At 72.1% G+C, this 13,890-nt stretch carries 9 protein-coding genes; 5 read left to right on the top strand and 4 right to left on the bottom strand.

The genetic code is table 11. From position 1 onward, the window contains the following. Positions 1-32: 32 nt before the first annotated feature. Entirely contained in the window at positions 33-1,466 is a 1,434-nt protein-coding gene (locus tag BUB97_RS11780; protein WP_073134921.1) for a glutamine synthetase family protein, read from the bottom strand. Positions 1,467-1,476: 10 nt separating this feature from the next. Further along, positions 1,477-2,802: an aromatic ring-hydroxylating dioxygenase subunit alpha gene (locus BUB97_RS11785; protein WP_073134922.1), complete on the bottom strand. Its 1,326-nt coding sequence runs from the start codon at positions 2,800-2,802 to the stop codon at positions 1,477-1,479. Between the two features lie 110 nt (positions 2,803-2,912). Between BUB97_RS11785 and BUB97_RS11790 the strand changes: the two genes are divergently transcribed. The 4 genes from BUB97_RS11790 to BUB97_RS11805 all read left to right on the top strand — a co-directional run bounded on the left by BUB97_RS11790 (position 2,913) and on the right by BUB97_RS11805 (position 9,030). After that, entirely contained in the window at positions 2,913-3,713 is an 801-nt protein-coding gene (locus BUB97_RS11790) for an IclR family transcriptional regulator domain-containing protein (protein WP_073134923.1), read from the top strand. A gap of 98 nt (positions 3,714-3,811) precedes the next feature. Continuing rightward, positions 3,812-5,680 (top strand): ATP-binding protein, encoded by a 1,869-nt coding sequence (locus BUB97_RS11795; RefSeq protein WP_139281334.1) that lies wholly within the window; start codon positions 3,812-3,814, stop codon positions 5,678-5,680. 123 nt (positions 5,681-5,803) lie between these two features. Next, complete coding sequence (locus tag BUB97_RS11800) at positions 5,804-8,176, top strand: penicillin acylase family protein (protein ID WP_073135037.1); 2,373 nt, start codon at positions 5,804-5,806, stop codon at positions 8,174-8,176. Between the two features lie 89 nt (positions 8,177-8,265). Then, positions 8,266-9,030, top strand: a complete 765-nt coding sequence (locus tag BUB97_RS11805; RefSeq protein ID WP_073134924.1) for an arginyltransferase — start codon at positions 8,266-8,268, stop codon at positions 9,028-9,030. A 56-nt stretch (positions 9,031-9,086) separates the two neighbouring features. Here the strand turns inward: BUB97_RS11805 and parC are convergent, their stop codons facing one another. Beyond that, a complete protein-coding gene (gene parC, locus BUB97_RS11810) occupies positions 9,087-11,333 on the bottom strand; it encodes a DNA topoisomerase IV subunit A (RefSeq protein WP_073134926.1) in 2,247 nt (748 codons plus the stop codon). 143 nt (positions 11,334-11,476) lie between these two features. On the opposite strand from parC, the gene BUB97_RS11815 reads away from it, so the two are divergent. Beyond that, a complete protein-coding gene (locus BUB97_RS11815) occupies positions 11,477-13,099 on the top strand; it encodes a hypothetical protein (protein ID WP_073134927.1) in 1,623 nt (540 codons plus the stop codon). Here the strand turns inward: BUB97_RS11815 and recO are convergent, their stop codons facing one another. Continuing rightward, a complete protein-coding gene (gene recO, locus BUB97_RS11820) occupies positions 13,100-13,879 on the bottom strand; it encodes a DNA repair protein RecO (protein WP_073134929.1) in 780 nt (259 codons plus the stop codon). It abuts the gene before it with no gap. Positions 13,880-13,890 lie beyond the last annotated feature (11 nt).

A 13,890-nucleotide genomic window follows, 5' to 3' on the forward strand; every position in this document is an offset into this window, starting at 1 on the left:
TTGTTCCGCTTCCCCGGCGCGTCAGCCGCGCATCAGAAGAGCTCGAAATACTCCCGCTGCTCCCATTCCGAGACCTCCGCCTCGAAGCGGGCGATCTCGGCGCGCTTGATTCGCAGGAGCCAGTCGATGAAGCCTTCCCCGAAAGCCTCGCGCGCCGTGCCGTTCCTGTCCAGCGCGTCCAGCGCCTCAGCCAGGCTGCGCGGCAGCGGCGCGGCCTCGGTCTCATAGGGCGTGTCGGCTGGCGGGCCGGGGTCCAGTTCCCGCGCGATGCCGTCCAGGCCGAAATGCAGTTGGGAGGCCATGTAGAGATACGGATTGGCGGCGGGCTCGCCGACCCGGTTCTCCAGCCGCGTCGCGCGGTCGCCCGGCTGGCCGAGGGCGCGGACCATCACGCCCCGGTTGTCGATGCCCCAGACCGCCCGGTCCGGCGCCAGGGAGAGCGGCCGGTAGCGGCGGTAGCCGTTGATGGTGGGGGTGGAGAAGGCGGCGGCGGCGCGCGCATGGTGCAGCAGCCCGCCGAGGAAGTGCAGCGCCGTCCCCGAGAGCAGCGCGCCCCTCTCCCCCATGAAGACGTTGCGCCCCGTCCCTGCCTCGGTCAGCGACTGGTGCAGGTGCCAGCCCGAGGACATCACGTTCGGGATGCGCGGGCGGCACATGAAGGTGGCGTGATAGCCATGCCGCCGCGCCACCTGCTTCACCGCCGAGCGGAACAGGATCGCCGTATCGGCCGAGGCCATCGCGTCCTGCGCATCGAAGGTGAACTCGACCTGGCTCGGCCCGTACTCCACCTCCATGGAGCGCAGCGGCAGGTCCAATGCCTCGACCGCATTGCGCAGGATCTCGAGCACGGGGTCGAGCGCGTCGTAGCGGCTTTCCGTGAGGTAGTTGTAGCCCTGGGTCAGCAGCGCGACCTCGGGCGGCGTGCCGGGCTGGCCCGCATCCTCCGGCGCCAGCTTCGGGTCCAGCAGGCGGAAGAGGTGGAATTCCAGCTCGATGCCGGTGGTGTAGCCGAAGCCCATGCCGGCGGCCCGGTCCAGCGCCCGCCGCAACTGCTGGCGGGGGGAGAGCGGCACAGGCCGCCCATCCGCGAAATAGGCCTCGCAGAGCAGCCAGCCCGTATGCGGCGCCCAGGGCAGCACGCGGAAGCTGTCGGGATCCGGCAGAAGGAGGAAGTCCGCGGCCCCCTGCATCTCCTTCATGCCCATCCCCGCCCCGGCCGTGAAGACCGGCCAGGCCGTGCGATGGGCGCTGTCCTTCAGCAGCATCGTCGTGGTCATGGCGATGCCGTCGCGCAGCGCGCGCGCGGCATCGGCCGCGACCACCGTCTTGCCGCGCAGGATGCCGTGCTGGTCGGGATAGGACAGCCGGAGGACGCCGATCCCCTCCGCCTCGATCCGGCGCAGCACCTCGGCCGCGCGTTCCCGGGCCGCGGCGTCCCGCAGCCCGTGCCGTTCGACGAAGCTCATCCCGCGGCGATCACTCGGCGGCGAGAGCGGGGGCGGACCAGGGCGCGGCGGCGCGGCGCCGGGCGACGGCCGCCTTCCAATGCGCCTCCCAACCCTCGGTCGGCGCCATGCCGTCGATCGTGGCCGGGCCGGTCATGGAAGCGGCCTGAGAGGCATCCAGCGCCATGAGCGGCGGTCGTCCCTCCTCCACGGCGGCCATGGCGCGCATCAGCAGGCGCCGGTTGGCGGCGATCGCCTTGTCCGTGGAAGCCAGGTGCTCGCGGGTGCGGTCCTGGATCCGGCCCTGACTCTCCACCGCCCATTGGTCATGCGTGTTGATGTCGTGGCCCATGCCCGTATAGGTCTGGCTCGCCTGCTCGGCGGGGTCGTAGCCGTATTCGTTGCGGGCGTTGCGGCGCGGCAGATAGTCCGGAAGCGCGTAGGTCTCCAGCCGCTGGGCGCGCATGGTCGCGTGGTCCACCGGGCCCGCGAAGCTGGTGAAGACCGCGATCCAGTAGCAGCGCTCGTCATCCACCGGCATGTGCCACTGCGTGATGGTCATCTCCGCGCTCATCGGGATGACGAAGGCCTGCGGGAAATACAGGTTGGTCACGCGCACATGCGTCGTCTGGTCGCTGATCCGGCGCAGCGCGGTCAGGCGCAGGCCGTAATCGGTGTTCTCCACCTCGATCTGCGGGCGCGGGAACTCGCGCAGAACATAGGTCATCGGCAGGTCGGAGCCGTCGGAAGCACCCCGGAACTGCTTGCCATAGGCCTCCTTCGAATCGCCATCCTCGAAGAACCGGTGCAGGAAGGAGGCATGCGCCGGGTCGATCCCCACCTCCAGTGCCTGCAGCCAGTTGCACTCGATCAGCCCCTTGAAGGCGAAGGTGTGCGTCCCAGGAGCGACGAAGCAGTCGAAGGCCGGCAGCGCGGGCGCCTCGCCCTCCCCCAGATAGGCGAAGACGATGCCCGAGCGGACCTGCACGGGGTAGGAGCGCGTGCGGATGCGCTGGCACAGGGTGCTGCCCTCGGGCTCCGCCGGGGTTTCCAGGCAGCGCCCATCGGCCGCGAAGAGCCAGCCATGGAAAGGGCAGCGCAGCCCGCCATCCTCCAGCCGGCCATAGGCGAGATCGACGCCGCGATGCGGGCAGTCCCGGTCGATCAGGCCGATCGTGCCGGCCTCGTCGCGGAACAGGACGAAATCCTGCCCCAGCGCGCGCACCGGGCGCACGGGGCGGGCGCTGTCCAGCTCGTCCAGCAATGCCACCGGCTGCCAGTAGCGGCGCAGCAGCGCGCCGCCCGGTGTTCCCGGCCCGACCTGTGTGAGCCGCCGGTTCTGTTCCGCACTCATCATGGCCGATGACTCCCGCGAATGTTCAATGACCGAACGTTAGTGCGATTGTAGAACCCTCTTTCCGAGCGGCGCAACGATGCATCACGGCGCGCCGGAAGAGAGGAGCAAGGATGCCGAGACTTCGTGCGGATGCCGCGCGACGGCGCGAGGAGGCGGCACTCGGCCCAGATCATTCCGAGGCCCTGGCACGCGGCATCGCGATTCTCTCGGCCTTCGGGCCTGAGCGGCGGCAGATGACCTTGGCCGAGGCGGCACGGGCGGTGGACCTTCCGCGCGCGACCGCCCGCAGGGCCCTCCTCACCCTCGCGCATCTCGGACTGGTCGAAGCCGATGGGCGGCTGTTCCGCCTCACCCCCCGGGTGCTTCGCCTGGCGTCGGGCTATCTGGGCGCGAATGGCGTCTCGGCCCTGCTGCAACCCTGCTGCGAGCGGATCGCCGCGGCCACCGGGGCAAACTGCTCGGTCGCGATGCTGGACGGCGCGGAGGCTGTCTTCGTCGCCTATGGCCAGCCCTCCCGGCTCGTGCCGGTGAACACCATGATCGGCGCGCGCCTGCCCGCGTATTGCACGGCGCTGGGGCGCGTCCTGCTTGCCGCCCTGCCCGACCCAGCCCTGTACTCGCTTCTCGCCACGCTCGACGCGAAAGCCGTCACGCCGCGCACGGAAACCGATCCGGCCCGGCTTCGCGAGGCGATCCTCCTGGCCCGCGCGGAAGGGCACGCCCTTGTGGAGGAGGAGATGGAACTGGGTTTCCGCTCCCTGGCCGTGCCGCTGCGCCGCTATGACGGCCGCGTCGTCGCCGCGCTCAACCTGGGCGCGCCGGTGGCTCTGCACGCCTCTGGCGAGATGGCCGCGCGCTTCCTGCCCCTTCTGCTGACGGAAGCGTCATCCTTGTCGCAGCAGCTTCTGTGAAGCGCGCGACCGAACCCGCCCCTTCCTGGATCGTTGTAACATAGGTCAACCGGTCGGGAGAGGCAGTGGAGGGGCGCGCACCAGTGGGACGTCTCCGCGTGAGGCCTGTGGCGAAAAGCGGCGCGGAGGTGGAATCCCTCCGCACGGCCCTCGCCGAGGCGCGCGCGGAATCGGGTCGTCTCGCCGATCGGCTGCAAGCCTCCGAGCGGCAGCTCATGGCCTGGCGCGCCCTCGTCTCGGCGCGCCGGACAGCTCTCGACGAGGATGACCCTGTCCTCGGCGCCGCCTTCGAGGATCTCTGGTCCCTCACCACCGAGCTGGAGGAGGCCAATGCGGCGCTTGGGCGCGAGATGGCGGAGCGGCGCGCCGAGCTGGCCGCGATCGACGCCGCGCTGCGCGACAGCGAGGAACGGGTGCGCCTCGCCCATCGCTATGCCGGCGCCGGCTCCTGGGACTGGGAGATCGCGCGCCATGCCGTGGTCTGGTCGGACGAGTATCGCGAGCTGCTGGGCATCTGTCCGGACGCGCCGGCTTCCTACGAGGCCTGGCTCGCCTCGGTCCTGCCGGACGACCGGTCGGCGGCGGAGCGCGCGATCCGCGCAGTGCTGGATCTGCACCGGCCCGAGTTCGACGTGGAGTACCGCGTGCGCCATCCGCAGCGCGGCACCCTTTGGCTCTCCTGCCGCGGCCGGATGCAGCGCGACCCGGAAGGCCGTCCCTGGCGGCTGACCGGCCTCTGCATCGACATCACCGCGCGCAAGCGGGCCGAGCAGGCCCTGCGGGATGCGAACGAGAACTTGCGGCGGGAGGTCGAGCGCGAGGTGGCGGCGCGCGAGGCCACGCAGGCGCGCGTGACGCAGACCCTGAAGCTGGAGGCGCTGGGGCAGCTGACCGGCGGCGTCGCGCATGACTTCAACAACCTTCTCGCCGTCGTCACCGCCGGCACCTCTCTCCTCGCCCGCACCGAGGACCCGGCGCGGCGGGAGAAGCTGATCGGCAGCATCACCCAGGCGGCGAGCCGCGGGGCGGACCTGACGCGGCGGCTGCTGACCTTCGCCCGCCGCCAGGCGCTTCGGCCCGAGCCGATCGCCACCGGCCCCTGGCTGGCCGATCTCGGCGCCCTCCTCTCCCGCTCCCTCAGGGCCGACATCGCGGTGACGGTGGACGCGCCGGAGGATGTCTGGCCGGTGCTCGCCGACCCTTCGGAGATGGAGCTCGCGCTCACCAATCTCGGGCTGAACGCGCAGGATGCCATGCCGCGAGGGGGCGAGCTGCGCATCGCCGTGCGGAACGCCCGGCTGGATGATCCGGAAGACCCGGACGCGCTGCGCGGCGACTTCCTCCGGATCGAGGTGCGGGATACCGGCATGGGCATGCCGGAGGATGTGCTGGCCCGCGCCTTCGAACCCTTCTTCTCCACCAAGCCCGGCAGCGGCACGGGGCTCGGCCTCGCACAGGTCTATGGCTTTGCCCGGCAGAGCGGCGGAGCGGCGCGCCTGGCGAGCCGGACGGGCCACGGCACCTGCGTCACACTGCTCCTGCCGCGCGCCGCCACCGCGCCGGCCGCCGAGGCCCAGCCCCCGCCTCATGCGGCGCCGGCCGAAGCGCGCCCCCTCCGGGTGCTGGTGGTGGAGGACGACGAGGCGGTGGCCGGGCTGGTCCTCGACATGATGCGCCATCTCGGCCACGCGGCTTTCCGAGCAACAGGCCCGACCGACGCGCTGGCGAAGCTGGAGTCCGGAATCGAGATCGATCTGGTTTTCACCGACGTGCTGATGCCCGGCGGGATGGACGGGCTGGACCTGGCCCATGCGCTGCGCCAGGCGCATCCCGACCTGCCGGTGCTGCTGACCAGCGGCTATGGCGGCGCCCCCGCCCGGGTGGCGGAGGCGGGGCTGCCGCTGCTGCGGAAGCCCTATTCCATGGCGGCCCTAGGGGACGCGCTGGCGGCCGCCGCGCCAGCCTGAACCACCGCTGGGCGCTTCGCGCGCCGGGTCCACCGGCGGGCCGGGGGCGCGTGGCGCGCGGCGCGTGAGACTTCACGGAGCAGCGCTTGGACGGGCGCGGCGGGTCGGGTTCATATGGGGCCCATGGCCTCCCCTCCCCGGCGCGTCCGCCCCGTCATTCGCCATCAGGGGCGTCACCCGGGGCGTCACCTCGGGCGCTGGCTCCGCCGCACGCTCCTGATCCTCGTCGCGCTGCCGCTCCTTCTCCTTGCCGCCGCGGCTGGCGCCATCTGGTGGACCCTCCCGGGCGAGGCGGAGGCGCTGCGCCTCTCCGGCGTCTCGGGCCCGGTCGAGATCGGCTTCGACGACCGCGGCATCCCACGCATCCGCGCGGCCAGCGAGCGGGACGCCGCCATGGCCCTGGGCGTGCTGCATGCCCGGGACCGGATGTTCCAGATGGAGATGACACGGCGGGGCGGCGCCGGGCGGCTGAGCGAGATCGCCGGCGCCTCCACCCTGCGGCTGGACCGTTTCATGCGCACCCTCGGGCTGCGCCAGCGGGCCGAAGCCGACCTCGCCGCGCTGCCCGCCGAGGCGCGGGACATGCTCCAGGCCTATGCCGACGGGGTGAATGCCTGGGCCCGCGCGCGCGGCCGCTTCGTCGCGCCGGAATTCATCGCGCTGGGCGAGCCGGAGCCCTGGCGCCCAGCCGACAGCCTGCTCTGGGGCAAGGTGATGGGGCTCTGGCTCTCGGGCAACTGGCGGACGGAGACGGAGCGGGCACGGCTGGCGGGGATTCTCTCGGCCGAGCGCATGGAGCAGCTCTGGCCCGCCGATGAGAGCCTCGGCCGCGCCGACCTCGCTGCCCTGCCGCAGCCGGCGAGGCTGGCTTCCCTGCTGAAGGCGGTGCCGCGCTGGGGCGAGGACGCACCGCTGCCGAATTCCGCCTCCAACGCCTGGGCCGTGGCGCCCCCGCGCTCAGTGACCGGCGGGGCTCTCCTCGCCTCCGATCCGCATCTCGGGCTGCAGGCCCCCGTGCTCTGGTATCTCGCCCGGGTCGAGCTGCCCGGCGGGCGCTTCCTCGCCGGGGCCACGGCGCCGGGTGTTCCGATGATCGTCATCGGGCGGAACGAAAGCCTGGGCTGGGGCTTCACCACCACTCATTCGGATACGCAGGACGTCTTCGTCGAACGCCTCGCCGGGCCGGATGCCTACCAGACGCCGGACGGCCCCCGCCCCTTCACCACGCGGGAGGAGCGTATCGCGGTGCGCGGCCGCCCGGAGGAGGTGCTGCGGGTGCGGGAGACGCGGCACGGCCCGGTGATCTCCGACCTCGACGAGGAGCCGCCGGGCGAGCAGGTGCTGGCCGTCGCCATGGCGAGCCTCGCCCCGGCCGATACGCAGGCCGCCGGCCTGCTCGCGCTGAACCGCGCCCGGTCCGTCGCCGAGGCCCGCGCGGCGGCCGCGCTGATCGCGAGCCCCGCGCAGAACCTCATGGTGGCCGATGCGGCGGGCGGGATCGCCATGTTCCTGACCGGCCGCACGCCGCGCCGCGCCGCCGGCGACGGCACCCTGCCCGCCCCCGGCTGGGACGGCTCGCATGACTGGACGGGCTGGGTGCCCTTCGAGGAGATGCCGCATGTGGTCGCGCCGCCGGGCGGGGTGATCGCCAATGCCAACAACCGCGTGCAGCCGGCGGGCAGCAACGTGTTCCTCGGCCGCGACTGGTTCGGCGACTGGCGCTTTCGAAGGATCGGGGACCTGCTGCGCCAGCGCCCGCGGCACGCGCCCGGCGACTTCGCCGCCATGCAGGCGGATGCGGTGAGCCTGCTGGCGCGCGAGATGCTGCCGCTGCTGCTCGCCCCTCCACGGCCGGAGGGAATGGCCGGGGCCGCGCGCGACCTGCTGCCAGGCTGGGACGGGCGGATGGGCCCCGAGCTGCCGCAGCCCCTCGTCTTCAACGCCTGGATGCGCGAACTGGGACGGCTCGCCATGGCGGCGGGAGGGGTGCCCGAGGGCTCATGGACGGCCGGCCCCGAATTCCTGGCCCTCCTCACCCGGCCTGAGGGCGCCGCGTGGTGCGGGGCCGATGGCTGCGAGGCGATGTCCATGCGGGCGCTAGAGGCGGCCGTCGCGTCGCTCTCGCCGCGCTTCGGCCCGGATCCCCATCGCTGGCGTTGGGGGGATGCCCATCGCGTGCGGCTGGAGCACCCGCTGCTCCGTTTCGTGCCCCTGCTGCGCGACCTGATCCGCATCGAGGCCCCGACGCCCGGTGACGGACAGACGGTGAACCGGGGTGGAATGGGCCGGGACTTCACCCATATCCACGGCCCCGGGCTGCGGATCGTGATGGATCTGTCCTCGCCGGACGGCGTGCTGGCCGCGATCGCCACGGGACAGTCGGGCAATCCCTTCTCCCGCCATTGGGGGGACAGGACTGCCGGCTGGGCCGCCGGCCAGGCCGAAGCGTTGCCCGCCATCGCGCCCGCGCGGGCCAGACTGCGGCTCGATCCGTGAGGCATTCTGCCACCCGGGGGAGCCGATCGCGTCGATGCGGCGATACAGGCATGGACGGCGGGGCCCGTTCAGCCGAAACTGGAGCCCTCATGCTGCACCGTGCCCAACGCCGACCGCAGTTCTTCTACACCACCGCCCCCCTGCCCTGCCCCTACCTGGCCGGGCGGACGGAGCGGAAGGTGGTGACCGAGCTGTCCGGCCCGGAAGGCGAAGCGCTGCATGACCGCCTCTCCCGCGCCGGCTTCCGCCGCAGCCACAACATCGCCTATGCGCCGGTCTGCCCGGGCTGCCAGTCCTGCATTCCCATCCGGATCGTGGTGGACGACTTCGCCCCCGGGCGGACCCATCGCCGCGTCCAGCGCGCCAATGCCGGGGTGGTGGCGCAGGAGGTGCCGGCACGCGCCACCGCCGAGCAGTTCGCGCTGTTCCAGCGCTACCAGCGCGCCCGCCACCGGGACGGCGACATGGCCGCCATGGGCTTCTACGACTACCGCGCCATGGTCGAGGACACGCCGATCACCACCATGCTGATCGAGTTCCGCGAGGCGCCGGACCGGCTGGTCGGCGCCTGCCTGACGGATTGGCTGAAGGACGGCCTCTCCGCCGTCTATTCCTTCTTCGAGCCGGAGCATGCGGGCCGCTCGCTCGGCACGCTCGCCATCCTGCATCTGGTGGAACGGGCGCGGGCGCTGGGCCTGCCCTATGTTTATCTCGGCTACTGGGTCCCGCAGAGCGCCAAGATGGCCTACAAGGCCGGCTTCAAGCCCAGCGAGATCCTGACGAACGGCGCCTGGCACCCCCTGCGCGACGCCGTGCCGCCGATGACGGCCATCGTGCCGGAGAGCGTGGGCTAGAAGCCGGCCCACGGCTCCAAGGGGCCGGGGCTCCCAGGGTTGGGCCGGCTCCGCCCTCAGCCGTCGAAGCGGTTGGACTTGGGGAAGCCGTTCGGCGGCATCTTCCCTGCCCCGCCACGGTTGCCGCGCCAGGGGGCAAGCGCGGTCTCGGTCCGCGTGCGGTCGCCGATGCGCCAGGTCAGGCCGTCCCGACGCGCATCGAAGACCTTCACGTCCGAAAGCCCGCCATCGCGGTATCCCTGGAGCGCCACGCCGCGGCCGCGCGTCATCTCCGGCACCTGCTCCAGCGGGAAGACGAGGAGCTTGCGGTTCTCCCCGACGACCGCGACCGTGTCTCCCTCGACCGGGGCGCAGACGGCGAGCATGTCCGGCGCGTCCACCACCAGAACCTGCTTTCCCGTGCGCTTCTCGGCCAGCAGGTCCTCGCTCTTCGCGACGAAGCCACGCCCGCTGCGGGAGGCGAGCAGGAACCGCATCCCTTCCTTCCAGACGAAGGCGGAGAGGATGTTGTCCTCATTCCCCAGCTCGACCATCAGCCGCACTGGCTGCCCATCGCCGCGGCCGCGCGGGATGACATCGGCCTTGATCGTGTAGGCGCGCCCGTTCGAGGCAAGGAAGCCGATCCGGTCGGTCGTCTCCGCGTGCAGCAGCAGGGCCAGGCTGTCGCCCTCCTTGAAGCGGAGGCCGGCCGTGTCCTCGATATGGCCCTTCTGCGCGCGCAGCCATCCCTTCTCGGAGAGGATGACGGTGATCGGCTCGCGCTCGACGAACTGCGCCTCGTCGAAGGCGACCGCCACGGCCTCCCTCTGCACCGTCCGCCGGTCGCCCAGCGCGCCCGAGCCGAACTTGTCGCGTGCCGCCTCGATCTCCTCGGCGATCTTGGCCCACTGGGCCTTGTCGCTGGAGAGCAGCTTCTGCAGCCCCTTCAGTTCCTTGGTGAGCTTCGTGTGCTCACGCCGGATCTCCATCTCCTCCAGCTTGCGCAGGGCGCGCAGGCGCATGTTGAGGACGGCCTCGGCCTGGATATCCGTCAGCTCGAAGGTCCGCATCAGGACCTCCTTCGGATGGTCCTCCTCCCGCACGATGCGGATCACCTCATCGAGGTTGAGGTAGACGATGAGATAGCCGTCCAGGATCTCCAGCCGCCGCTCGATGGCAGCCAGCCGATGGGAGGACCGGCGCACCAGCACGACCTGCCGGTGGTCCAGCCAGGCGCGCAGCACCTCGCGCAGACCCATCACGCGCGGGGTGCGCTCGGCATCCAGCACGTTCATGTTCAGCGGGATGCGGCTCTCCAGCGGCGTCGCGCGGAAGAGGCTCTCCATCAGCATGGCGGGCTCGATGGTGCGGGTCTTCGGCTCCAGCACCATCCGCACCTTGTCCGTGCTCTCGTCGCGCACATCCGCCAGCAGCGGCAGCTTCTTCGCCTCCAGCAGCTCCGCGATCTGCTCGATCAGGCGGGACTTCTGGACCTGGTAAGGGATTTCGGTGACCACCACCTGCCAGGTGCCGTTCTTCAGCTTCTCCATGTCCCAGCGCGCGCGCAGGCGGAAGCCGCCGCGCCCGGTCTCATAGGCCTGGAGGATGCTGTCGGCGGGCTCCACCATCACGCCGCCGGTCGGGAAGTCCGGGCCCGGCATGTGCAGGAGGAGCTGCGCGGTGGTCGCCTCGGGGTTGCGGATCAGCTCCAGCGCGGCGCCGCACACCTCGCCCGCGTTATGCGGCGGGATGGAGGTGGCCATGCCCACCGCGATGCCGTTCGCGCCATTGGCCAGAAGGTTCGGGAAGGCGGCCGGCAGGACGACCGGCTCCTGCTCCTCGCCGTCATAGGTCGGGCGGAAATCGACGGCATCCTCGTCGATGCCCTCCAGCAGCGCCTTGGCGACCTCCGTGAGCTTCGCCTCGGTGTAGCGCATGGCCGCGGCGTTATCGCCGTCGATATTGCCGAAATTGCCCTGGCCCTCGACCAGCGGGTAGCGCGCCGCGAAGTCCTGGGCGAGCCGCACCAGCGCCTCATAGACGCTGGCATCGCCATGCGGGTGATACTTGCCGATCACGTCGCCGACGACGCGCGCGCATTTCTTGAAGCCGCCGGCCGGGTCCAGCTTGAGCTGCTGCATGGCCCAGAGCAGCCGGCGATGCACCGGCTTCAGCCCGTCCCGCACATCCGGCAGCGAGCGCGCCATGATGGTGGACATGGCATAGGCCAGGTACCGCTCCGACAGGGCACCGGCCAGCGGCGTCTCGTGGATCCGGCCGCCTTCGGGGCCCGGGTTCGGCAATGTCTTCACGTCGTCGGGCATGTTGGGCGGACCCGTGTTCTGCGTTCGTTCAGGTCTTTCCGTTCTAGCAGGCCGGACGCCCCGGCGCCAGGGCACGGCTCTGTTGATGGACGGCCCGCGTCCCCCGGGTCTAGGGGGGAGCCCGCTCAAGAGGAGGACGCCGCATGTCGCAACCTGGAGGGACGCCCCACCGCCGCATCCTCGCGGCCCGGCCAGCGCTGGTCCTGGGCATGGCCATGGCGGCTGCGCTCCCCGCCCTGGCGCTCACCCCTGTCGAGGCGCCCCAGCAGCTCCTGCTTCCCGTGCAGGGCGGCCAGGCGAAGAGCCCGGCCCCGCCCAGCGGCGGTGGCGGCGGAAGCGCGCCGCGCCCTCCCCAGCCCCCCGCCCCGGCCTTCGCGCTCAGCGCGGCCGACGCGGCCCGCACCCCGCCGCTGCAGCCCGATCGCCCGGTGCAGGTGACGCTCCGCCGGGGGCAGCAGGCCTTCTTCCGCGTGGCGCCCGAGGCGGGCGAGGCCTGGTCGGTCGTCACGCGCCGCCTGGGCCGGAACACGGACACCGTCCTCGCCGCGCTGGACGAGGCCGGCGCGGTGGTGACGGAGGATGACGACGGAGGCAGCGAGAACCTCGCCTCCCGCATCGAGGTTCAGCCGGGCGACGGCGTCCGGGTGGTGCGCGCCGGGACGCTGGACAGTTCGCCCGGGCGCTTCGAGCTGGTGCTCACCCGCGAGCAGCCGATGCCGCCGCCGGATTTCGCCACCACTCAGGCGGAAGCCGCCCAGCGCCCGCCACTCGCCCTCGGCCAGCCCGTCCGCGTGCGGCTGCGGCGGAGCCAGCAGGCCTTCTTCGCCCTGCCGGAGGACCGCACGGACGTGATCGCGCTTACCCGGGACCTCTCCCAGAGCACGGACACGGTCCTGGCGCTGCTGGATGCCGAGGGGCGTGTGCTGGCGGAGAATGACGATGGCGGGCAGGGCCTCGCCTCCATCCTCTCCATCGCCGGGACCACCGGGCCGGTGACGCTGCGCGCCAGCCTCATCAGCGGCGGCACCGGCAGCTTCGAGGTGATGCTGGAGCGCGAGGCCCCCGCCCCCACGCCGGACTACCCCACCAACCTCGAAGAGGCGCGCGCGCGCGGCCCGCTCGCGCCGGGGCAGAACGTGCATATCGCGCTGGGACGTGGCCGGCAGGCGATCTTCGCCCTTCCGGAGGGCCAGCCCCTCACCATCGCCACCCGCAACCTCCAGGACGAGGCTGATACGGTGCTCGCCCTGCTGGATGCGCAGGGCGAGATGATCACCGAGGACGATGACGGCGGCGGCGGCCTCGCCTCCCGCATCCGCACGGCCGATGGGGGGCGCCCCGCCGCCTTTGTGCGGGCAACCCTGCTGAACGGGGCCCGGGGCGAGTTCGATCTCGTCGTGCAGGGCAGCGCCGCCCCCGCCCAGGGCGGCGCGCCCGCCGCCGATCTGGAGGAGGCCAGACGCCGCCCCTCGCTGATCCTCGGGGAAGCCGTCCGCGTCCAGCTCTCGGCGGGACAGGAGGCCTATTTCGCCCTGCCGCATGATGGCCGGGAGTCCCTGGCCATGACCTTCGCCCTCGGCCGGGATACGGATACGGAGATCGCGCTCCTCGACGAGTCCGGCGAGGTGCTGGCGGAGAATGACGATGCGGAGGGCTTTGCCTCCCGCCTCAATATCCCTGCCTCGCCACGCCCGGCCTTCCTGCGGGCGAAGCTGCTGAGCGGCGCGGGCGCGTTCAACCTGGTTCTCGTCCGGCCGGCGCCCTGATCAGGCGGGCGGGGGCGGCTCGCCGTTCCCGCCCGCTCCGGAGCCAGTCAGCGGCAGGAGGGCGGCCACCCGGTCCGCCAGGGCCTCCCGCGCGGCGGGCAAGGGGCGGTGCCGGGCGCCGAAGGCGTCCCGCGACAGGAAGTGGCCGGTCAGGCGCAGCGCATCGGACCAGTCACGCGGGCCGCTGGGCAGGCTCGGCTTTCGCAGGAATGGCGGCAGGCGCAGCATGCGGTCCCCATAGGGCGCCGCGATGTCCGCACGGACCGCGCGGCCGGATTTCGGCGACACATGGGTGAGATCGGCGGTGTCGCCGGTCATCGCGCAACGCGAGAGATCGAGCCCGTAGCCCAGCTCGGCCAGCAGCAGCAGCTCCCAATGGATGTAGTCCGGGATCACCTCCTCCGCGCCGCGCTGGAGATGCGCGATCACGGGCAGCAGCCCGCGAAAGACGGCCGGATGGGCCTCCCGCTCCGGCAGCGCCTCCGCCGCGACGGCGCAGGCTGAGGAGAGCAGCGCCAGCGCCATGGGGTCCTCCATCGCAAGGGCGGCGGCCGGATGGACCAGTTCTCCGCTCAGTGCGCCGAGCTGGTCCGCCAGCCGCGCCATCCAGCGCACTTCCACGAGGTTGCCGGGCAGCCAGGTCGCGGCTTGGCTGCGGGAGGCTCCTCCCTTCACCAGCCCGGCATGGCGCCCATGCTCCTCGGTGAGCAGGGTGACGATGGCACCCCCCTCACCCAGGGGGCGCGACTCCAGCACGATGGCGGGGGCGGTCCATTCCATGCCGCGATGAT

This window comes from Muricoccus roseus, assembly GCF_900141905.1.
Lineage (GTDB): Bacteria > Pseudomonadota > Alphaproteobacteria > Acetobacterales > Acetobacteraceae > Roseomonas > Roseomonas rosea.

What these genes read in the sequence shown, in the direction of transcription:
- BUB97_RS11780 (WP_073134921.1), bottom strand. Translation starts at nt 1,466, where the DNA reads ATGAGCTTCGTCGAACGGCACGGGCTGCGGGACGCCGCGGCCCGGGAA.
- BUB97_RS11785 (WP_073134922.1), bottom strand. Translation starts at nt 2,802, where the DNA reads ATGATGAGTGCGGAACAGAACCGGCGGCTCACACAGGTCGGGCCGGGA.
- BUB97_RS11790 (WP_073134923.1), top strand. Translation starts at nt 2,913, where the DNA reads ATGCCGAGACTTCGTGCGGATGCCGCGCGACGGCGCGAGGAGGCGGCA.
- BUB97_RS11800 (WP_073135037.1), top strand. Translation starts at nt 5,804, where the DNA reads ATGGCCTCCCCTCCCCGGCGCGTCCGCCCCGTCATTCGCCATCAGGGG.
- BUB97_RS11805 (WP_073134924.1), top strand. Translation starts at nt 8,266, where the DNA reads ATGCTGCACCGTGCCCAACGCCGACCGCAGTTCTTCTACACCACCGCC.
- parC (WP_073134926.1), bottom strand. Translation starts at nt 11,333, where the DNA reads ATGCCCGACGACGTGAAGACATTGCCGAACCCGGGCCCCGAAGGCGGC.
- BUB97_RS11815 (WP_073134927.1), top strand. Translation starts at nt 11,477, where the DNA reads ATGTCGCAACCTGGAGGGACGCCCCACCGCCGCATCCTCGCGGCCCGG.
- recO (WP_073134929.1), bottom strand. Translation starts at nt 13,879, where the DNA reads ATGGAATGGACCGCCCCCGCCATCGTGCTGGAGTCGCGCCCCCTGGGT.